The sequence below is a fragment of the Streptomyces sp. NPDC030799 genome (assembly GCF_055572255.1).
Genome location: NZ_JBVIDS010000017.1, coordinates 40,667 through 58,969 on the forward strand (window position 1 = coordinate 40,667; position 18,303 = coordinate 58,969).

At 67.5% G+C, this 18,303-nt stretch carries 20 protein-coding genes and 2 pseudogenes; 12 read left to right on the forward strand and 10 right to left on the reverse strand.

Annotation, left to right across the window (positions count from 1 at the left end):
• Positions 1 to 699: 699 nt before the first annotated feature.
• From ACZ41I_RS35005 to ACZ41I_RS35020, 4 genes are all read right to left on the reverse strand, one after another.
• Positions 700 to 948: a helix-turn-helix domain-containing protein gene (locus tag ACZ41I_RS35005; RefSeq protein ID WP_468515946.1), complete on the reverse strand. Its 249-nt coding sequence runs from the start codon at positions 946 to 948 to the stop codon at positions 700 to 702.
• Positions 949 to 1,412: 464 nt separating this feature from the next.
• Positions 1,413 to 2,402 (reverse strand): magnesium and cobalt transport protein CorA, encoded by a 990-nt coding sequence (locus ACZ41I_RS35010; RefSeq protein ID WP_468515947.1) that lies wholly within the window; start codon positions 2,400 to 2,402, stop codon positions 1,413 to 1,415.
• 142 nt (positions 2,403 to 2,544) lie between these two features.
• Entirely contained in the window at positions 2,545 to 3,627 is a 1,083-nt protein-coding gene (locus ACZ41I_RS35015) for a PP2C family protein-serine/threonine phosphatase (RefSeq protein WP_468515948.1), read from the reverse strand.
• Between the two features lie 136 nt (positions 3,628 to 3,763).
• Entirely contained in the window at positions 3,764 to 4,294 is a 531-nt protein-coding gene (locus ACZ41I_RS35020; RefSeq protein WP_468515949.1) for a hypothetical protein, read from the reverse strand.
• Positions 4,295 to 4,297: 3 nt separating this feature from the next.
• Between ACZ41I_RS35020 and ACZ41I_RS35025 the strand changes: the two genes are divergently transcribed.
• From ACZ41I_RS35025 to ACZ41I_RS35045, 5 genes are all read left to right on the forward strand, one after another.
• The gene (locus ACZ41I_RS35025) at positions 4,298 to 4,615 is read left to right on the forward strand and encodes a hypothetical protein (protein WP_468515950.1); all 318 of its coding nucleotides are present in this window, start codon (positions 4,298 to 4,300) and stop codon (positions 4,613 to 4,615) included.
• Between the two features lie 690 nt (positions 4,616 to 5,305).
• Entirely contained in the window at positions 5,306 to 5,650 is a 345-nt protein-coding gene (locus ACZ41I_RS35030) for a hypothetical protein (protein ID WP_468515951.1), read from the forward strand.
• 77 nt (positions 5,651 to 5,727) lie between these two features.
• Positions 5,728 to 6,321, forward strand: a complete 594-nt coding sequence (locus tag ACZ41I_RS35035) for a hypothetical protein (protein WP_468515952.1) — start codon at positions 5,728 to 5,730, stop codon at positions 6,319 to 6,321.
• Positions 6,322 to 6,348: 27 nt separating this feature from the next.
• The gene (locus ACZ41I_RS35040; protein ID WP_468515953.1) at positions 6,349 to 6,744 is read left to right on the forward strand and encodes a hypothetical protein; all 396 of its coding nucleotides are present in this window, start codon (positions 6,349 to 6,351) and stop codon (positions 6,742 to 6,744) included.
• Between the two features lie 435 nt (positions 6,745 to 7,179).
• A complete protein-coding gene (locus ACZ41I_RS35045) occupies positions 7,180 to 7,728 on the forward strand; it encodes a hypothetical protein (protein ID WP_468515954.1) in 549 nt (182 codons plus the stop codon).
• A gap of 83 nt (positions 7,729 to 7,811) precedes the next feature.
• On the opposite strand, the gene ACZ41I_RS35050 is transcribed toward ACZ41I_RS35045, so the two are convergent.
• The gene (locus ACZ41I_RS35050) at positions 7,812 to 8,165 is read right to left on the reverse strand and encodes a hypothetical protein (RefSeq protein ID WP_468515955.1); all 354 of its coding nucleotides are present in this window, start codon (positions 8,163 to 8,165) and stop codon (positions 7,812 to 7,814) included.
• Between the two features lie 83 nt (positions 8,166 to 8,248).
• Here ACZ41I_RS35050 and ACZ41I_RS35055 point away from each other — a divergent pair.
• A pseudogene (locus ACZ41I_RS35055) lies at positions 8,249 to 8,671 on the forward strand (SAM-dependent methyltransferase); the annotation flags it as partial.
• Here the strand turns inward: ACZ41I_RS35055 and ACZ41I_RS35060 are convergent.
• Both ACZ41I_RS35060 and ACZ41I_RS35065 read right to left on the reverse strand, forming a co-directional pair.
• Positions 8,643 to 9,104: a helix-turn-helix domain-containing protein gene (locus tag ACZ41I_RS35060; protein ID WP_468515956.1), complete on the reverse strand. Its 462-nt coding sequence runs from the start codon at positions 9,102 to 9,104 to the stop codon at positions 8,643 to 8,645. The pseudogene ACZ41I_RS35055 and the gene ACZ41I_RS35060 sit on opposite strands and share 29 nt — an antisense overlap.
• A 92-nt stretch (positions 9,105 to 9,196) precedes the next feature.
• Positions 9,197 to 9,538, reverse strand: coding sequence for a VOC family protein (locus ACZ41I_RS35065; RefSeq protein WP_468441956.1), 342 nt, complete (start codon positions 9,536 to 9,538; stop codon positions 9,197 to 9,199).
• A gap of 1,322 nt (positions 9,539 to 10,860) precedes the next feature.
• On the opposite strand from ACZ41I_RS35065, the gene ACZ41I_RS35070 reads away from it, so the two are divergent.
• Positions 10,861 to 11,382, forward strand: a complete 522-nt coding sequence (locus tag ACZ41I_RS35070; RefSeq protein ID WP_468515957.1) for a GNAT family N-acetyltransferase — start codon at positions 10,861 to 10,863, stop codon at positions 11,380 to 11,382.
• A 33-nt stretch (positions 11,383 to 11,415) separates the two neighbouring features.
• Positions 11,416 to 11,813, forward strand: a pseudogene (locus tag ACZ41I_RS35075) (transposase); the annotation flags it as partial.
• A 523-nt stretch (positions 11,814 to 12,336) separates the two neighbouring features.
• Here the strand turns inward: ACZ41I_RS35075 and ACZ41I_RS35080 are convergent.
• The 3 genes from ACZ41I_RS35080 to ACZ41I_RS35090 form a co-directional block, all read right to left on the reverse strand.
• Positions 12,337 to 13,482 (reverse strand): cytochrome P450, encoded by a 1,146-nt coding sequence (locus ACZ41I_RS35080; RefSeq protein ID WP_468515958.1) that lies wholly within the window; start codon positions 13,480 to 13,482, stop codon positions 12,337 to 12,339.
• A gap of 2 nt (positions 13,483 to 13,484) precedes the next feature.
• Positions 13,485 to 14,063 carry a class I SAM-dependent methyltransferase gene (locus tag ACZ41I_RS35085; RefSeq protein WP_468515959.1) on the reverse strand — a complete coding sequence of 193 codons (579 nt, stop codon included), beginning with the start codon at positions 14,061 to 14,063 and terminating at the stop codon, positions 13,485 to 13,487.
• Between the two features lie 1,282 nt (positions 14,064 to 15,345).
• Entirely contained in the window at positions 15,346 to 15,732 is a 387-nt protein-coding gene (locus ACZ41I_RS35090; RefSeq protein ID WP_399776399.1) for a nuclear transport factor 2 family protein, read from the reverse strand.
• A gap of 74 nt (positions 15,733 to 15,806) precedes the next feature.
• On the opposite strand from ACZ41I_RS35090, the gene ACZ41I_RS35095 reads away from it, so the two are divergent.
• The 4 genes from ACZ41I_RS35095 (at position 15,807) to ACZ41I_RS35110 (ending at position 18,276) form a co-directional block, all read left to right on the forward strand.
• Positions 15,807 to 16,442: a TetR/AcrR family transcriptional regulator gene (locus ACZ41I_RS35095; protein WP_468515960.1), complete on the forward strand. Its 636-nt coding sequence runs from the start codon at positions 15,807 to 15,809 to the stop codon at positions 16,440 to 16,442.
• Positions 16,443 to 16,981: 539 nt separating this feature from the next.
• Positions 16,982 to 17,335 (forward strand): PadR family transcriptional regulator, encoded by a 354-nt coding sequence (locus ACZ41I_RS35100; RefSeq protein WP_468515961.1) that lies wholly within the window; start codon positions 16,982 to 16,984, stop codon positions 17,333 to 17,335.
• A gap of 12 nt (positions 17,336 to 17,347) precedes the next feature.
• Positions 17,348 to 17,911, forward strand: a complete 564-nt coding sequence (locus tag ACZ41I_RS35105) for an HAAS signaling domain-containing protein (protein ID WP_468515962.1) — start codon at positions 17,348 to 17,350, stop codon at positions 17,909 to 17,911.
• Positions 17,912 to 18,168: 257 nt separating this feature from the next.
• Positions 18,169 to 18,276, forward strand: coding sequence for a hypothetical protein (locus ACZ41I_RS35110; protein ID WP_468516100.1), 108 nt, complete (start codon positions 18,169 to 18,171; stop codon positions 18,274 to 18,276).
• Positions 18,277 to 18,303 lie beyond the last annotated feature (27 nt).

Genomic DNA, 18,303 nt, shown 5'->3' on the forward strand with positions numbered 1-18,303 from the left:
CCAGAAGAGTTCGTAGTCACTCAGGTCCAGACTCACCACAACATCATCACCTATCGGGATGAGTCCCGGCCCCGAGCGATGGGTTCCCGTCTCAGTCCTGGATGAGCTGCTGGAACTGCGGGCATGCGACGGCATGCCATTCCCTGACGAGGATCTCCCCGTCAACGACAACGGCCTCGGCGTGCCACGGCAGGCAGTCGTGTCACGCATGGATCTCGTACGAGTTGCCGTCGGCGTCGAACGCCCTGAGATCGGTCGAACGCCCTGAGATCGATGGAACCGACCGGCGCTCGGTGGGTAGCGTCCTGCTGGGGATCGGGGCCCTCTGTCATGCGAGCCAGTATCTACGCGAGCTAGTGCTCGGACGACCCTTCGGGGCCGGGATCGCGTCCCTCGATGAGCGCGAACTCCTGCTGCCCGCATTCCGCACTCCCGGAGTACCTCGGACACCTCCCCTAAAGCGTGCTCCGGCGCCCAGGCGTGCGTGTGCGGCTACCGTCTTGGCGATCACCTGCTGCGTCCGGCCACCGTGGAGGTCACCGGGGCCACACCGCCCGCAAGGAGTACACCGGGACGGGAGCGCGGCGTACGGCACTCACCCGCCCGGGGCGCGACGCCCCGGGATTGCAAGCGTGGGGCAGAGGTGACGAAGGCAGACGGCCCCGCAGGCAACGGGGCCGGTGATGCCTGGCATCTGGTTCACGCTCGGTGGCCCGCCATTAGCCCAGGGCGACCCCCGTGGCTCGCCTGCAGCAGCTCGTGCAGCGGCACAGACAGTGTGGTTGCCAGTTCTGTGAGCTCTTCGGGCGTGGGGCGAATAGGTCCGGCGATTCCATCTTCGACGAACGCTTTGATGCGCGGGGTGCGGATCCCGGTGGCGTAGGCGAGCGCCTCGGCACTCAGGTGTTCCCGGTGCATCGCAGCCGCGAGCAGATCGGCCAGGTGCATGGTCAACCTCCTTGAGCCGTAGTGACCATGGGCGTGTCCGAGTGCTGCCAGGGCCTGACGGCTGACTGGACGGATGCCTACCCGTATGCCCGGCCTGCGTTGTTGCATGAACGAGCGCGCAGGGCCGCGGCACGGCTTCCCGCAGGCGGTGAGCCCGGTGGGCCGCGGGGACGACGGTCCCCCTGGTCGCCGGTTCGAGGGAGGACGCCAGGGGCCGTCTGCCATGACCGTCCAGCCAGCGGGTGACCGGACGTCTGAGGGCCCGGAACAAGGCGGGGTTCAGGACCGGGGACACTGGCATTCAGGCAGGTGCCGCACAGCTCAACAGGCGTGCCCGGGGCCTGGTAGCGGGCGGGACGCTGTCAACCGTGGCTCAGTTTCCGTCGAGCCGTCGGCAGCGGTCAGTAGGGCACTGCACGAGTCGCGGCTGCGGCAAGCCAGCGGGTCCTGGGTGCCGTCAGCTGTCACAGCCAGCCATTGCGGCGGAAGGCCCGGTACAGCAGTCCTGCTCCCAGCGCCATCACGGCGAGCGCGCAGGGGTAGCCGTAGCGCCAGTCCAGCTCGGACATGTGGGCGAAGTTCATGCCGTAGATCCCGGCGACCATGGTGGGGATGGCGAGGATCGCCGCCCAGGCGCTGATGCGGCGCATGTCGTCGTTCTGCCATGTGCCGACCTTGGCGAGGTGGGCGTCAAGGACGGAGGTGAGCAGGTCGTCCAGGGCGCGGACTTCGGTGTCGGTGCGGGTGAGGTGGTCGGCGACGTCGCGGAAGTACGGCACGACCTGCCGCGGCCAGTCCTCGCGAGCCGTGGTGAGGGGCTGCATGACCGGGACCAGGGGGCCGATGGCGTCGCGGAACTCCACCACCTCACGTTTGAGCGAGTAGATCTTCTCGGTCAGGTCCGCGCGGTCGGGCGAGAACACGCACCTCTCCAGCTCCGTCAGATCGGTGCGTACCTGGGCAGCGGCTTCGGTGTAGGCGTCGACGATCACATCGGTCACCGCGTGCAGGATGCTGACCGGTCCGAGCCGGGCCATGTCCGGTTGCTCGGTGAGCCGGCGGGCCGCCTCCCGGGTGGGGTCGTTGGCGCCGTGGCGTACTGTCAGCGCGAAGGACGGGCCAAGGAAGATCATCACTTCGCCGGTTTCCACATCGGCGCTCTGCTCGACGAACCACAGCGTCTTCAGCGCGACGGCCAGCACGTCGCCGTAGTGCTCCTGCTTGGGCCGCTGGTGGGCCCGGATAGCGTCTTCAATGGCCAGAGGATGCAGCTTCAGGTGCTCGCCGAGGCGCTGCAGCTCCTGCGCGCGGGGTTCGTCCATGCGGATCCAGGCGAACTCATCCGGCGCCAGCACAGCCAGACGGTCCAGAGTGGCCTGGCATCCTCCGTCCGCCTGCCGGCAGTCGATCTCCTCGCTCGCACCCGTCCGTTCCCGGTAGATCACACACTCCATGCCTTCCCGGATGCTTCCGCCGCCGTATTCCATGCTCGCGAGCCCGCAGCGGCCCCGCCGCGATCCGCACCCCGCACGGTTGTCACCAGACCTTCACACCAGAGGGCTGCCTGCCACCGCAGGGCGGGCACCCGGACCGGTGTTACCGGCCGGAAGGAATCTGCGCTGTGATCGCCGTCGCTGTGTTGCTGCTGCCCATGCTGGGCCTGCTGCTGTACGGGATGGACCGCTGTGAGGACTGGCTCGGCAGGCCGCGGGCGGCGCGCCATGCCCGCAGGCGCCACCTGCGTCTGGTGCACAGTACGAGCCGGTCCTCGGCCGGCCATCGTGAGGCCGGCCGCCCGCGGCGCCTGGACGCGGCCTGATCAAGGGGCGGGGGCAGGCGTGCGGCGAGGAGAGCGACATCGTCGGCGTGGTCGGCGGCGAGTCCGGTGAGGAGCTCGTCGCAGAAGGTGTCCAGCGGCTCGCGCGCGAGGTCCGCGGCGTGCTGGCGTAGCCGGGTCATGCCCGCCTCCAGACCCTCGCCGCGGCGTTCGATCAGCCCATCGGTGTACAGCAGCGCAGTGGAGCGGGCGGGCAGCGTCTCGGTGGTCTGCGGACGCGGCTGGTGGGCGTCGACGCCGAGGAGGAGGCCGCGGCCACCGGTGAGGCAGCGGGTGCCCCCCTCGCGGGTGATCAGCAGCGGCGGGGGATGTCCAGCGCTGGAGATCTCCAGCGTCCACGTGCCGTCTGCGCTCTCGGTGACCAGAGCGTAGACGCAGGTGGCGGTCGCGCTCGGGTAGAGAACGTGGTGGGCCAAGTCGAGGCGGCGCAGGATGAGTCCGGTGGGTTCTTGGCGGTCGCAGGGGATGCCGCGCAGCATGTTGCGCAACTGGCTCATGATGATCGCGGCGCGAAGGTCATGGCCGGTGACGTCGCCGATGATCAGTGTGGTGTGGCCTGTGGGCAAGGTGAAGCTGTCGTACCAGTCGCTGCCGACTTCGGCGGTGGTGGCAGCGGGTGCGTAGCGGGCGGCCAGTTGGAGTTGTCCGTCCTCGGGCAGGCGGGGTCTGGCGCACTGCTGGCGCAGGTCTCTGTCCCCGGTGTCGGGCTGCCGGCCGACCGCGTTCGAAGACGTTGCGGACGCTCCATGGGTCCCTGCGTATTCGGCGTAGGGAACCGGGTGGTTGAGGCCTGGCAGTTGGTCAGCGGGCAGCGATGTGGCGTGGACGCTGCTTGCGGTCACGGAAGTCAGCAGTGTCATTGCCGCAGCGGCGGTGATGCCGCGGCCGAGGCGAGAGAGTGTGGTGCGAAGGTTCACCGGTGGTCTCCTTTCAGGCGTGAGGGGCGGTGAATGTGTCTGTGGCCGGCCGTAGTGGTGGTCACGTGGCATCGCAGAGATCGCCCCAGCAGGCCTGCAGCAGATCGCCGGTGCGTGCGGAGTAGCGGGCGGTGAAGCCGTCGAAGCGCCGCCCGGTGTGCTGCAGGCCGGGCGTTGGTCGGGTGGAGGTCGCCGTGTAGGCGGGGTCTTCAGCAGGGCGCACGGCTGCGGGCCCGGTGAGTGACGAGGGCGGTGTGACGGTGATGGCCTTGGCGGGGACGTCGAAGGCGGCTGCCGCCCGGTCCCGGATGTCGCCCGGAGCTGCTTCCTCACTTACTGCGGTGAGGTTTGAGGCGTTGTCCGCGGGCAGGGCCGCGGCGTTGCAGATCCGCACAGTGAGGACGCACTGCGAGAGCCCGGGCACGGTGGCCAAGCAGCTGTCGGGGTCGTTCGCCATGCAGTTCTGCAGGGCTTCTTGGTCGACACCGTGGAAGGTGGCGGGCGTGGCCTGGGGGCCGGGAGCGGGTACTGCAGGCCCGACGCCCTGTGTGCCGACCCGGCGGGTTGCCGTCGCGGCTTGCTGACCGTCCACTGCGTGAACTTGCTGCTGTCGGTCAGCTTGGCATTGAAGCAGTACGGCGGCTTGTGGCTGGCGCTGCACGTGTTGAGCGAGAAGACCTTAGCCACGTTGGACGTGGCCACCTGCTGCCATGTTTGGTTCCCCGTCATGAACTGCATGCGGTTCGCGATCGGAGGAACGTTGACGTACTGCGGTCCGGTCACCTCCAGGCCCACGTCGACCCGGTTGGTGTCGCCGCCGATCACCTTGAGTTGCTTGCTGGTGGAGCCGACCTGGTTGAAGTCGTACAGGACGTCCCGCTGGTTGCCGCGGGCCTGCTGCACGGTCATGTAGGTGTGGTTGCGGTTGTCCGGCTTGTTCGGGTTGACCCCAGCCTTGATCGTCTTCATGCGGCCGCCCGTAGGGCCCGTCTCCATCCAGCGAGGCTCGTACGTCGGGGTGGCTCGCTTCGTCTTGTCCGCGTACAGACCGATCTCGATACCAGGAGGAAAGAACGGGTCGCTGGACGTGTTCGGATAGCATCGGCTGACCGGGCTGGCTGCACGTCGTCGACCAGAAGGTGATCTGCGCGCTGTAGAGAGTGCCGCACGCCCTCGTGGGCGGCTTACGCACTGGCCGGTGCCGTCCCCAGAACGGAGAGCGCCGCGCCCCCAGCGCACGCCAGGGCCAGAAATTTGGCGCGTAAACGCAACAAAGGTTCCCCCTTCAAACGGTCGCGATCAAGAATGATCAAGAGGGAAACCTACCGTCACGCACAACCTATGTGGTCCCAGGTGCGACAAGATGACCGGATCCGCACGCCGCTCCGTAGACGCGGTTCAACGAGTTCGGCCTCACAGAGATACGACCGACCCTGCCCTGGGTCGTCACCGACTCGCAAGCAGCGACCGCGAACCCGTCGACCTTCCACCTCGACGAGGACGACGAGGGCACCGGCGATGACTTCAGCCAGCGTCGCGAGCTCCGGCCCTTGGCTATCTTGTCGGCCAGGGCCTCAAGCTCCCGCTCGTAGCCCGCGTAGATATGGCGGGACGCTTCCTCGACAAGCTCGATGGCCCGGCTCGTGGCCCAGCGGACGACGCGCTGGTGTTCCTGAACTTCCTCGTCGTCGGCACCGACCGGCGGCGGGTAGGCGGAGCTGGCGATGCCGTGGTGGTGGGTTCGCTTCGTTGCCGCCCGGAACTCCGGATTGTCAGCGAGCTCGACCGCGATCCGCTCAGCCTCGGCGTCGGCCGGCTGACGGGCGGACTGGGAGACCGACCAGGCGCGGCGCGGCCCCTGGATCTAAACCGTGCTGCAGCGGGCTGTACCCAGGCTGCTGCCCAGCACTGCCCAAACGCAGGTCAGAGCGTCGAACTCCCCATCTAAACCTCCAAAGTTCACCTACTGACTAGCTTGCCTCCCAGACATGGTTCACCTCGTCCGGGATGTCACAGGAGGCTCCGGTGAGCTCCAGCAGTCACTCTCACCACCCGAACGGCGATGAGCGCTGGTTCGAGCTGGTGCGGGAGGTGTACCTCCAGGGTGCACCGGTGTTCGACGTCCCGGACTGGGTCACGGAGCGCATGTCGCCCGATGCCACGCGCTTCGGCATCAGGTGGCGGCTGTTCTACGGCAAGACCATGAAGGCGGCCCGGAACCACCGGAGGAAGATCCTCGCCAACTCGGCGAGGCCGGCCGCCCTCTTCCTGGAGCCGCTCGAGCCGTTCCTCTCCCACGGGATCCGCGCACAGCTCACGATCGACGCGCCGGACGGCTGGGACCCGGCCGAGAAGGAGCTGGAGATCCTTCGCGCTCTGAACTACGTCTCCACCGGGCGGCTGACGCTCCGTGAGCAGGAGTCCGTCCATCTGGGCTGCGTGATTCCCATGGGCCGTGCTGCCGCGGCCGAGGTCATGGGGATCACCACCGACGGGCTGAAAGCCCACATCAGCAACGCCTACAAGAAGATGCGTGAGGACGGCATCGACGATGTGCCGATGAAGTGGTTCCTGACCGGGAAGCTGCCCAAGTCCCATCCTCCGCAGGCACGTACGTAAGTGAGTTCAGAGAAACCGAAGGAAGCCATGACCAGTACCTGCAACACCGACGATGCCCAGGAGGAAACTGTGGCCGAGCGCCCTACGCTCCCGGACCCGGAGACGTACACCCGCGCCTACACCGCCTCTTTCGCGAAGGCCCGCCGTGAGAGCCGAAAGACCGTGATCCAGCAGAGGAACCGGAAGCTGCGTATCCCCCAGCGCCCTCTGTCGATCGGTGTCGCGGTGCTGCTCGTGACGATGGCGATCGTGACGATGACCATCGGGGGGGTGCGGACGGTGGCCGGACTGCCGATCACCGCCACATGGGTCGGCTACCTCGCCCTCAACGACGTGCGCCTCTCGGTGGCCTACGACAACCCCGGCTGGCGGCAGAGGCACCGCTTCCTCAACCGGCTGATCCCCCGCCACCCGCTCGACTAAGCAAAACCGCCCAGCGCCTCCAGGATCGCGAGCCCATGGAACACGCTGAGCGGCCGCAGCCCACCCCCTGCCTGCTGATCAGAACAAAGACGGAGGAAGAGCTCATGTCGTCATTTTCCATCCACGGCCTGCTGTGCGGGGCGACTGATCAATCGTCTATGCCTTGCGTCCGATCCTGCCCGCCCAGCAGGCGGAGGATGACCGATCCTCCCGCACACGCGTGCGCTCCCCGACGGCTGCTTTCGACACCCCGCATCCACCGGGCTGAAAGGCCCTGAACGCGGACTGCGGCCCCAGGCTTTGCAGAGCCTGAGACCGCAGCCACTACATGCACCGCCCAAGCGGTACACGGAGAACCTTCCGACGCTCGCCGGGTGATCTGCCAGGACCGGCCCGACGGCATCCTCCCTAGTTCTCAGTTAGGACACCCTAATCATGCCCTCTCCTTCTCCCATTCCGCAGCAAAACGCCGGTTATGCCTTCCCCACCCTCCTGATTCAGGCCAGCCGCACGGCCAGCGAAGGCTTCAACAGCACCTTCACCTGGGCCGCGCTCATCACGCTCGCCGGCATCCTCCTCACCGCCGTCGCCACCTTCGTCTACCGTCGGCTCGACAACACGGCCAAGCCCCTTCAGAGGGAGTCAGCGGTCCTCGACAAGGTGGCCGTCGAGCTCGACAAGCTGACCGGAAAGACCGCGACCAGGGACGACATGAAGGAGCTGAAGGAACTGCTCAGCCTCGTCAAACAGGCCGAACGCCGCTTCACCGACATCCCTTTCGGCACGGTCGTCGCGACTGTCGAGGCGTACGAGAAGACCGCGATCACCCAGGAGTGCGCCAAGAAACTCACCAAGGTGCTCACCAACAAGAAGTACGTCGACGAAGCCCTGAAACTCTCCCACGAGCAAGGAGCCCGCATCGCCGACATCCGCGCCGCCATCGACACCGTCCAGGTCGTCATCCACCGCAAACTCAAACGGTGACGCACGCAGAGACCTCTCAACATCCTGCGCCAGCAGGTGCCAACCTGCGTCCACTGCCGAGAACTGCGTCGACGCGTCGTGCCTCAGCTCGCGCGCTGCCCGTCAACAGAGAGCTCGCCGTCGGGTGCTAGAGCGAACCGGAGGCCTTCCATCACGGTCGTGGCGGTGGCCGAGGTCCCGTAGGCCTTCAGTGTGAAATCCTCCGCCTTGCCGTAGTGCCCATCCGCTTCGGCGGCGTCGCTCCAGGAGTTGACGCGCACCGACACCGACCAGCCGTGCACCCGCTTCTCTCGCCACGGCCCCCAGCTGTCCCGCGGCAGCAGCCCTGCGCCTCGGCCCGAGAACAGGTACCAGCCGACAAGTCCGAGCAGGACCACGACGGTCACGGCCATGAGCCGCGGCGCGGTCGGCTGCCGAAGAACGCGGATGAGGGGCACGAGGGTTCCTTCCGTTCGGGTCGAGCTCTGTCGGAATCGAAGACGGTTCTCCGCCGGGCCACGCTCCGTTCCGCCACCGCTTGCTGAACCACCCTCGCCACCCGCGCAGCAACCGCTACGACGTCCGCTGGACCATCGAGAACCAGACGGGCCCGCACGCCCTGTGGCTGCTGGAATGGCTGTCCCCCGCGCTCGGCCTCGAGGAACTGCGCCCCGGCGCCCTCGACCTTGGCTGCGGCCGCGCCATGACGTCCGTCTTCCTCGCCAGGGAGTACGGCTTCCAGGTCGTCGCCGCCGACCTGTGGGTCAAGCCCGACGAGAACGCGGCGCGCATCGCCGAGGCAGGCGTCGCCGACCGCGTCCTGCCCGTGTTCGCCGAAGCCCACGACCTGCCCTTCGCACAGGGCCACTTCAACGCGATCGTGAGCATCGACGCCTACCAGTACTTCGGCACGAACGACCTCTACCTGCCCACCCTCACCCGACTGCTGAAGCCCGTCGGGCGGGGCAGTGCGCCTTGGGCCGGCGGACCTGGGTCTCGGTGCCGTCGATCCGCGTGATGTTCTCGGCTGCGGCGTAGGCGAACACGTCCCCCAGGGTTCGCAGCCGCAGGCCGGGCCGGTCGGGTACCGCGAACCCGCGCTCGGCAAGCAGCGGGCGGATCTCCGTGATTGCACGGCCGATGGTGGAGGACCCCACCTCGTGGATCACTGCCAGTGCCTCGTGGGTCAGCCCGGTACGCAGATGGACCAGGGTTGCCAATGCCCGATCGGTGACGACCTGTTCGTACTTCGGCCCGGCCCCGGCCTGCCGTCGGCGAGCGCTCTGCCGCCGCTTGTGCCGTCCGGACTCACAGTGCGCCTCCCAGCGGGGCGCGAGTTCTTCGATCAACTCTCCGAGATGTGGGCGTGTGACGCCGCAAAAGACAGGATGCGACATGGCCGTGCGGTCTTGCTTGATGTTCACATCTCAAGAACCCGCGCGGCCATCGTCATGTCACGGCCTGGCGATCAATCGCGGTGGCCGCAGGTTCAGGGACCGACGTACTCGAAGACCCCGCCGTAGGGGTGCCGCAGCACGGCGCGGTGGCCATTCGGTGTCGGGGACGTAGCAGCCACAACCTCGGCGCCTGCCGCCACCGCTTCCTTCACCGCTGCATCCAGGTCTGCGACCGCCAGGGTGGCCGCCACGCCGGCAACTCGCTGCGCGGCCTCGTCCGGACCGCTGAACAGCAGGAAGGGGCCGACGCTTGCCAGAGTGACCCCGGCGAAGGCGAAACGGGATGCGGTGCTTCCGGTCAGTTTCTCGTAGAAGGGCACAGCCGCGTCCAGGTTCTCGACGCGCTGCCGCACGACCACTGATTCGATAGCCATGACCGACATCATCACACCATCGCATCGTCCGGACTGCCTTGGGTGCTGTCCTGCTCGTGTACATCGACTCTGCGCCGACCAGGTGCTGCTCGACGAGATGCCAACAGCTGTCGCGACCTGCGTACAAAAATCAATCGCGGGTCAACCCGTTACCCGGAGGCCGCTGGGCCCGACAAGTCGGACCCTCGGCTCCAGGCCGCAGGGCCTGTGGGCACCGCAAGGCAGTGAGAGGGAGAGGTGACGCCTACCGCCTGCGCTCGTTAATCGCTCATGATCTGTTGCTCGGGCCTGATGGGGAGGAAGAAGGGGTGGGAAGCTCGTGGCTGCTGGAGATGCGACGCCGGAGGAGCGGCTGGAGCGTTTGCGTGCCTCGTTGAGGGGGACGTCGAAGGATCCACGGGCGGCGCGGTGGGTCTCGCAGGGGCATGCGAATGTGCTGATCGGAGCGGCGCTGCATGCGGCCGACCGGCTGCGTCAGGTGCCAGGCGGTCACGGGTCTGGCGCGGCGTCTGCTGAATGCGCCGGGAGCGGTGCTGTCCGAGCAGGAGATGAAGGACTGGGACGGGGTGTACCGCCAGGAGGTGCAGGCGCTCGGCGAGCGGGTGGCTGTTGTTCCCCCGGTCATCTCCCGGCTGCCGGTGACCACCGCCTTCCAGCTGGCTGATCTGGAGGCGCTCCTGCCAGCGCTGGGGCAAGAGCACGCTGCGCGGCCGAATACCTCGGTGGTCAGCCGTGAGACGGTGGCGAAAGAAGGGGCCGTCGACACAGCTCCTTCGTGGGCGGCCTGTCCGAGTACGGCTTCGGCGCCACCGTCTTCCAGCGGCCCCGGCCGGTGGCCCCCGCCGTCGCGGGCGTCCCAGCCGAGCAGCAGCCGGCCAGGGCCGCTGAGCCAGCGGCGGCGCCGTTTCGCATGAAGCTGGAGTTTCCGCTGTATCCGGGCGGTGGGCGACCAGGGGGCGGCAGGGACGAGATCTACTGGACGAGCTCCACCGGCAGTGACAAGCAGGCGGGCGTCGGCTTCATCTCCCAGGAGTTCGGGGCGATGTCGGCCGGACGGTCGCGCACTTCGACCCCTCCCGCCGCACGGTCTTCCAGGCACGGACCCCCTGCCGGCCAGGGATCGCCAAGCACGAGACCCACGGCTCAACTCTTCTGATGATCAGCTAGTCTTTGCAAGGTGTCGGCTCCCGCCGCAGGTCCGACCCACTGGCCCGGCTGTCGCCAAAGGGTGAATGTCTCCCGCCGGGTCTTCATCGCCTGACGGCGGCCGTGAAAAGCTTGATGGGGGTTGGACTGTTTTGACCGCGCATGTGCGGCCGGCTGTGTCGGAAGACGTGGCGGGTCTGGCAGTGGTCGAGGCCGCCTCCTGGCGGGCGGCGTTCGCCGGGTTGCTGCCCGCCGACCACCTGGCCGGGCTGGACATCGAGCGGCTGCGCGCCTCCTGGAAGGAGAAGCTGGCCGAGGTGAACTGGCCTTCCTCTGGAACGCTGGTGGCCGAGGCAGCGGTCGGCGGTGAGGTCCGGACGGTCGGGTACTCGCGGTTCTATCCGACCGAGGACCTGGACGACGACCCTGCGACCGTGTCGACGATCGGCGCCCTCTACACACTGCCCGAGGTATGGGGAACCGGCATTGGCAAGACCTTGATGGCGCGGACACTGGCGACCATGGCCGGAGCAGGGTCCAGGTCGGCGTCGCTGTGGGTCCTCGAGGGCAACCTGCGCGCCCGGACCTTCTACCAGGGCCAGGGCTGGACGCACGACGGCCTCGTGCTGCGGGACTTCAGCGACGGGGTGCCGATCACCAAGCTCCGCTACCGCCGCCGCATCCTGCCGGCTGGCTAAGACCGTGTCCTGTGTGGTGAGGCGGTCGTTGGTCTGTCCACGGGGCCGGGTACGTGGAGTTGGTTTGTCCCGGACGGACTGTGGGAGATCGCGAAGCCGCTGATCCCGCTGTCGAAGGTTCGACCACAGGGCGGCGGGACTCAAGACACGCCTGATGAGACGCTGTTCGCGGCCATCATCTACGTCCTGGTCAGCGGTTGCGCCTGGCGGGCCTTGCCGCCGTGCTTCGGCATATCGAAGTCGACCGCTCATCGACGGTTCCTAATCTGGTCGAGGGCTGGTGTCTGGGGTCGTCTCCACGAGGCGGTGCTGCACCGACTCGACGATGCCGGCCTGATCGATGTCACCCGCGTCGTCCTCGACTCCGCCCACGTCAGGGCTGAAAACGGGGCGAACACACAGGTCCGAGCCCCGTGGACCGGGCCAAGCCGGTACGCGCTTCACGTCGCCGTCCCCACTCCGGCGACGGTCATCGCCGCCACCGCCGCGAGTGATGCGGCTCGGCGGCCCAGTTTGAGTATCGTCTCTTACTCCTCAGTCGGACAACCACCCAGTGAGAGGAACCTCCAGCGGCAGCCGGCGGCGCCAAGGACCTCGTTGCACAGTGAAAGGCGTATCCCGGTGCCGGACTGCCCAGCGAACCATCCCGCTTATTGCTCCCATGCTCGCCTCCCGCGCCACCTGCCGCTTCCTGGCGGTGACGGTCGACGGGCGGTGGAGACCAAGCAAGATGGGCAGCGTGCTGTCGTCTACGTTCCAGGAAACGAGAGCTGAACCAGCGGTGAGTGCGGGGCCTGCGCGGTGGAGGGCTCACCCACTCGGCTCGACGGGCTCACACGTCCGAAAGTCAGCCGTGTGAGCCCTCCGAGTCGGTTCACCGACCGGTGTTTACGGCCATTCCCACCTCAGGGCCGGCTTGCGGTTGAGGATTCGGTGCAGTGCAGCCATGTTCACTCACCTCCTTCCGATCTCGTGGATCTGCCTCACGGTGCGGTGGACCGTGAAGGGCCGTGGGACGGCGCCCTCGATCATGGCCGGGCGCATGTCCCCGCCGGTGATGCTCAGACGGGAGCCGCTGGTGAGGGCGATCAGCGATTCGGCCATCAACACGTGCGCCACCGCTGCGCCGGCACAGGTGAAAGGACCTGCGCCGAACGGTATGTAGGGGCCGTGCGGGGTCGATTCCGCCCACCGTTCAGGGCGGAACACCTCGCTGTCGGTCCAGCTTTGTTCGTCGTGGTGCAGCAGGTAGGGGCTGACCGAGATGGTGTCGCCCGCCTGGAACGGGACCCCACCGAGTTCAGCGGGACGGGGGACGGTACGGCCGACCATCCACACCATCGGACGGTGCCGAAGTGCTTCCCGTACGATCCAGTCCGCTTGCCACGGAAGTGGGGAATCCGATATATGGTGCGAACAGGCCAGCAGGACGGCCCACGCCAGTGAGGCGCTGACGGGTGCCACGATCGACCGGTACATCACCAGGAAGACTTCGGCCACAGTCCGGTCCGCCAACTCGTCCGGACATGCCCCGAGCACGGCGCCCAGCACATCGCGGGGCTCGCCCGCGGCACCGTTCTTCCGGCGATGTCCCACCTGCTCGGTGACCGCGGCGATGAACTTGGCGCGCAGTAGTTCCGCACGTGCCCGTTGCCACACGCGTGGCGCCTGGAACACGATTCCACCGTGCACGGCCCTGTCCATCAAGCGCCGGTCCCGGGGCGAGGTCTCCGGATGCAGGAGCAGATCGGCCAGACAGCGGTACACCAGGTCAGTCGCGGTGGCCGGCCACTGCGTGGTCGGCGGCAGATGAGCCACCTCGACGGCGAGTGTCTCGCGGTACTGCGGCACGTGCTCCCGCAGAAGGTTCCGTACCGCGTGGCCGACCTCGACCTGCGCCGAACGGGTCGGCAGCAGATCCCCGAAGAAGCCCGATCTGCCGGAGTTGAACTCCGGCCCCCGTAGCAAGCCCTGAGCCAGTTCGGCATCACTCACGCACCAGCCGCCCCAGGGCAGCCGGAGGACGCCGGTCGGACTGCGGCGACGAAGTCCCTTGAGGTACTCGTATGCATCGTTGCGGTACTGGTGCCGGTAACCCATCCTCAGCCACCCGTCCGACAGAGGGTCGCCCGGACCCAGCTCCGGTCCTCGGTGAGAAAGGCGTCGAACTCCAAGCCGGCCTTGTGCAGGCAGCTGACGAGCTGCGCGTCGTCGAGCTCATGGTTGGTGATCTCCTGCTGCCAGACCCGGCCGTCCATCCGGTACTCGATCGTGGCAACGACCAGATTGTCGCGCAGGCGGCGGACGTCGGTGACCGTGATGACCGCTCCGCCGCTTTCGCTGAACCCGACGGCGGACAGCGGACGCGGTACAGCGCGGCAGATCAGTACGGCACCATCCGGCCGCAGATGGGCCCGGCAGGTGTCCAGGAACCGGCGGCGCAGCCTCTCGTCGGCCGAGTTGAGCAGGAAGGAGCCGAGCAGTACCGCGTCGAACCGCCGGTCGAGCCGCAGATCCTCGATGCGGGCGCAGACCGCCTCGGTACGGACGTGTTCGAGCATCTCCGGGGACTCGTCCACTGCCACCACGGAATGCCCGAGCGAGACGAGTGCATGAGCGATCCGTCCGGCCCCGGAGCCCAAGTCGAGGATCGTCGCCCCCTCGGGGACGGCCCGATGCACGATCGCCGGTTCCTCTCTGGCCCCGAAAAGCGCGAAGAACTCCACGGGGCTTCCGTCCGGAGCGATCGGCCCGGGTCCGGTGCCCGACTGGCCCATGCTTCCCACTGATCCGCCCCCTCTCGTGGCCTTGAGTACCGACCCGGTCCGCCGCCTGTGAGCACCGCTCCGGGCAGCGAGGATCTTCATGCTGACCTTTCCCCTTGGTACAGGCGTGCTGCTTCGGCTGGACGTGGCCGCTCGGGCTGGTGAGAAACTGCGGTCCTGCCAACCGATCGGTCAGCCATGGGCCTCGGCCACTCCGGTCACGGTGACGGCCATCGTCGCGGCCATCACTACTGCCTTGACCAAACGTTTCATCGGTGTTCCTTTCGCTGCGCGGGAACGGCTGAGCGCTCAACGGCGACGTTACGGACATCGGCCCGTCGGCCGTCCTAGATTCGTCCTAGTGGCAGGTCAGCAAGGCGGCGCTGGTCGTGGAGTGCCGGGAAACATAAGATTCGGCGTACTGAGGCCGTTGCACGCCCCGATCACTGGGCGCGAGGTCCGGCTCGGCCGACCGCGGCAGGCCAGGATCCTGGCTGCGCTTGCGGCCGACGCCAACAGCCTCGTCGCCATGGAACGGCTCGTCGCCGTGATGGGGGACGCGAAATCACCCCCACCACGGTCCGTCAGGTCCAGAACGCTCCGTCAGCTGCGGCGCCATGCGGCAGTGATGCCTGCCGGCCGGCTGCGGCACGCTGACTCCCCTATGTGCCCTGCCCTTGCCCCATGGGACTGGTGGAAGGAGGGAGCGAACGCAACCGCGGGCCGGGCACCTCGGGGGTGTGTCCCTTGACGTGGTGCAGGCGATCAATCATCGGTCGTGTTGGTGTCATCCTCCTCGCTCCGGCGCACGCCGTCCGCCTGGGCAGCGGCGGTGAGGGCGTTCGGACCCTGAAGCGGGCCCCGCGGGCTGGTTGGCCGGGACCGCTTTGGGGTCGGATCACGCTCCCTGTCCATCATGTCCGAGTCGTAGCGGCGCACGCGGTCCGGGCGGTCGCCCGCATTTCCGAACCGATGAGCGAGACAATCACACGACCGGGCAGCCGAGTTGGACTCCACCGGCATGACAGCGGAACACTGCAACACAAGGGCCTCCCGGGCTTCGGGCTTCGGGCTTCGGGCTTCGGGCTTCGGGCTTCGGGCTTCGGGCTTCGGGCTTCGGCAACCCCGAGCTGAACAGGAAGCCCTGCTTTCATGCGCGCACCAGCCGGAGATCACCCGACCGAGGCCGGCGTCTTCGTCAGAACATGCCGTTCTGGTTCCGCGCCTCGTCGGGGATCTGCTGCATGACGTCCCAGTGTTCGGCGATCTGCCCGTCCTCCAGGCGGAAGATGTCGACGATCGCCGTTTCGGGGCCGCCCGGCACCCGGACGCCGTGGACGTGGGCGATCACGTGGTCGCCCTCGGCGAAGATTCGCCTCACCTCGGCGCGGAGGTGGGGGAAGTCCGCCTTGAGGGTCTCGACGAACTCCCGGAAGCCCTCCAGGCCGTCGGCGATTCGGGGATTGTGCTGTATGTAGCTGTGGCTGAGCAGCTTCGAGGCAGCGTCGTAGTCCTTGTTGTTGATCGCGGCCTGGTAGAAGGCCAGGACCGTCTGCTTGTTCTCTTCGAGTCGTGCGCTCGGCATGTCTCTCCCCTATAAGTGAACAGCTGTAGCGCTACGACTGTAGGGCAACGGTCGTGCAGATACAATCAATCACCGTGGATGAGAAGTCACCGAGTGAGCGACAACGGCGCGGGCGCAATCCCCGGGGCCAGGGCGAACGTCTCCGTGAGGAGGTCGTCGCCGCTGCTCTCCGCATGCTCGACGAGCTCGGCGACGACCAGGCTCTGTCCCTGCGAGCCGTCGCCCGGGAGGTCAACGTCGCCGCAACGTCGGTATACCTCCACTTCCCCGACCGCGACGCGCTCGTCCTGGCCGCGCTGGAGCGGTGCCACCAGGACCTGATGATCGCCGTGCAACAGGCTGAGCTCGCCGAGAGCCACCCGGTCGCCCAACTGCGCGCCAGAACCCTCGTACTCGGAGCCTGGGCACATGACCACCCTGGGCTCTACAAGGTGCTGCACGAGAGCACCCTCAACCAGCGCGCGGACATGCGCTTTAAGGAAGAGCTCGGGCGCACGACCACGGCCGCGGTCCAGAGATGCATGGACGCCGGCCTGGCTCCCGCGGACGACGCATCCACCGTGGCCCTCGACCTGCGCGCCGCCGTACACGGCGCGGTCTCCATGCGGGTCAACCAGTCCGACCAGCACTGGCCCCCGCTGGAGGACCAGGTCGATCGCTTCCTTCGCAAGCTCGTGGGCACATCACCCGTCCCAACTCCCGAAGATTGAGGCGGGGAGTAGTCTTCTGCCCCAGGCCTGCGGTGTTCGAGCTTCGAAAGCGCCGAGCTGACAGGAACGCATGCGCGCCACAGCCGCAGATCACCCGTCCGGGCCGCCTCAATCGAACCGATGCCCACCATGATCGTTCCTTCGGTAGGCGTGCTGGAACACCGCGCAAGGAGACCTCGCAACTCAGAGGCTTGAGAAACTTCCGTTGGGGATGCAGGGCTCCTTTTGCGTGGAGCAGCGGTCTAGGGACTGTCCGACGGGTCACTGTGCTGCCAGATTCATGTCCCGCAAGTTGTCCGCATAGGTGAACCAAAATCCGCGAGGCATGCGCGGCGAGGTGGTGCGCGCCAGCGCGATGCTGTACAGCCCGAGTCGCTCGGTCTCCCGCAGGTTCGGCCAGCTGCAGACAGGTGGTCACCGAGGAGGCCCGGTGTCGTCCCCGGGGTGTCGCAGGCGGCGGGACTTGAGTGCGGGGCCGCATCCCCGGTGCATCGACATCATCTTTGGACTTGTAGAGATAACCAGGTACTGTGCAATGCATGGAACCTGACATCGCAGGTAAGCCCGCCGCAGGCAAGGCGGAGAGCCAGCTCCGCAAGGGGGTGCTGGAGTACTGCGTGCTGGCTCTCCTGCGGGACGGCCCGCGCTACGGCGTGGAGCTGCTCGAAGCTCTCGGTGCGGTGAGCGTCATGGTCACCAGCCAGGGAACGATCTACCCCTTGCTGTCGCGGCTGCGCCGGGAGGGAGTGGTGGAGACCCGCTGGCAGGAGTCCCCCAGTGGGCCGCCCCGGCGCTACTACGAGCTGACGGCATCGGGGCATGCGGCGCTGAAGGAGTTCACCGCCATCTGGCCGCACTTCCGTGACGCGGTCGACCACTTCATCACCGACTGACTGGAGATCACCGTGACGATCACTGAGCACCCGCTGGTGCGCAGCTATCTGTCCGCCCTGGCGCGGGAGACGGCCGGGCTCAGCTCGGAGCGCCGAAACGAGTTGCTGGCCGACCTGGAGGAGCACATCGCCGTGGTGCTAGCGGAAGAGCCCGTCACCGGCGATGACCAGGTCCGCACCGTCCTCGCGCGCCTCGGCGACCCACGCACGATCGCGGCGACCGCACTCGGCGAGGAGCTCCCCGCTCCGCAGACGAGCCAGAGCCGTACCTTCGCCATCGTTGGACTTCTGGCGGCAACCGGCCTTCTGACAGCCTTCGCGCCCCCGCTGGGCATCGCCTTGATCGGTGCGATCTGGTGGCTGTGGACCGCGCCCCAGTGGCGTAACCGCGACAAGGCGATCGGGACGGCGGCCGCCCTCGTGCCGCTGCTGTTCCTGGTGGCGCAGTGGGTGATTCCCGCGGGCGCGCTGGGTCTCGGCCTCGGAGGGTTGTTCCTTCCGTTGACTCTGGCTGTCCTGGCATTCCCGGTTGCCGCTGGCGTCTACCTGCTGCGGTCCGCGCAGCGCCCGTCATGACAGGCGCCCACCCATGACGCAGTCGAGATCCTGAAACAGCCGGACTGCCGTCAACCGAGGCCGCCCGACCGGGCGCTCGGAAAGGCCCCCATCAGCAAGAGGAACGAACGATGCATGCACAGCTCGCACACCAGATGGCCCTTGCCCCCACGGGCACCATCGTGATCGGCTGCGCAGGAGCTGCCGCGGTCGCCGGCGTTCTCGCGTTGTACTTCGGCGCTCTGCTCGGCATCGTCAGGTCCGACCTCACCGGTGGGATGAAGCTGGTCTGGTTCGTCTTCGCCTTGATGGCCCCCTTCCCCGGGTGTCTGCTCTGGTTCCTCGTCGGTCACCGCGATGCCCGCCACCGGCCTGGCATTGCCTGATCCCAAGAACGCCATCGCCATCTTCAT

Coding starts and splice junctions, on each gene's coding strand:
- ACZ41I_RS35005 (WP_468515946.1), bottom strand. CDS start 948: ATGCACCTGGCCGATCTGCTCGCGGCTGCGATGCACCGGGAACACCTG.
- ACZ41I_RS35010 (WP_468515947.1), bottom strand. CDS start 2,402: ATGGAGTGTGTGATCTACCGGGAACGGACGGGTGCGAGCGAGGAGATC.
- ACZ41I_RS35030 (WP_468515951.1), top strand. CDS start 5,306: ATGGCGGGACGCTTCCTCGACAAGCTCGATGGCCCGGCTCGTGGCCCA.
- ACZ41I_RS35040 (WP_468515953.1), top strand. CDS start 6,349: ATGACCAGTACCTGCAACACCGACGATGCCCAGGAGGAAACTGTGGCC.
- ACZ41I_RS35045 (WP_468515954.1), top strand. CDS start 7,180: ATGCCCTCTCCTTCTCCCATTCCGCAGCAAAACGCCGGTTATGCCTTC.
- ACZ41I_RS35060 (WP_468515956.1), bottom strand. CDS start 9,104: ATGTCGCATCCTGTCTTTTGCGGCGTCACACGCCCACATCTCGGAGAG.
- ACZ41I_RS35065 (WP_468441956.1), bottom strand. CDS start 9,538: ATGGCTATCGAATCAGTGGTCGTGCGGCAGCGCGTCGAGAACCTGGAC.
- ACZ41I_RS35080 (WP_468515958.1), bottom strand. CDS start 13,482: ATGGGTTACCGGCACCAGTACCGCAACGATGCATACGAGTACCTCAAG.
- ACZ41I_RS35090 (WP_399776399.1), bottom strand. CDS start 15,732: ATGCCGAGCGCACGACTCGAAGAGAACAAGCAGACGGTCCTGGCCTTC.
- ACZ41I_RS35100 (WP_468515961.1), top strand. CDS start 16,982: ATGGAACCTGACATCGCAGGTAAGCCCGCCGCAGGCAAGGCGGAGAGC.
- ACZ41I_RS35110 (WP_468516100.1), top strand. CDS start 18,169: ATGAAGCTGGTCTGGTTCGTCTTCGCCTTGATGGCCCCCTTCCCCGGG.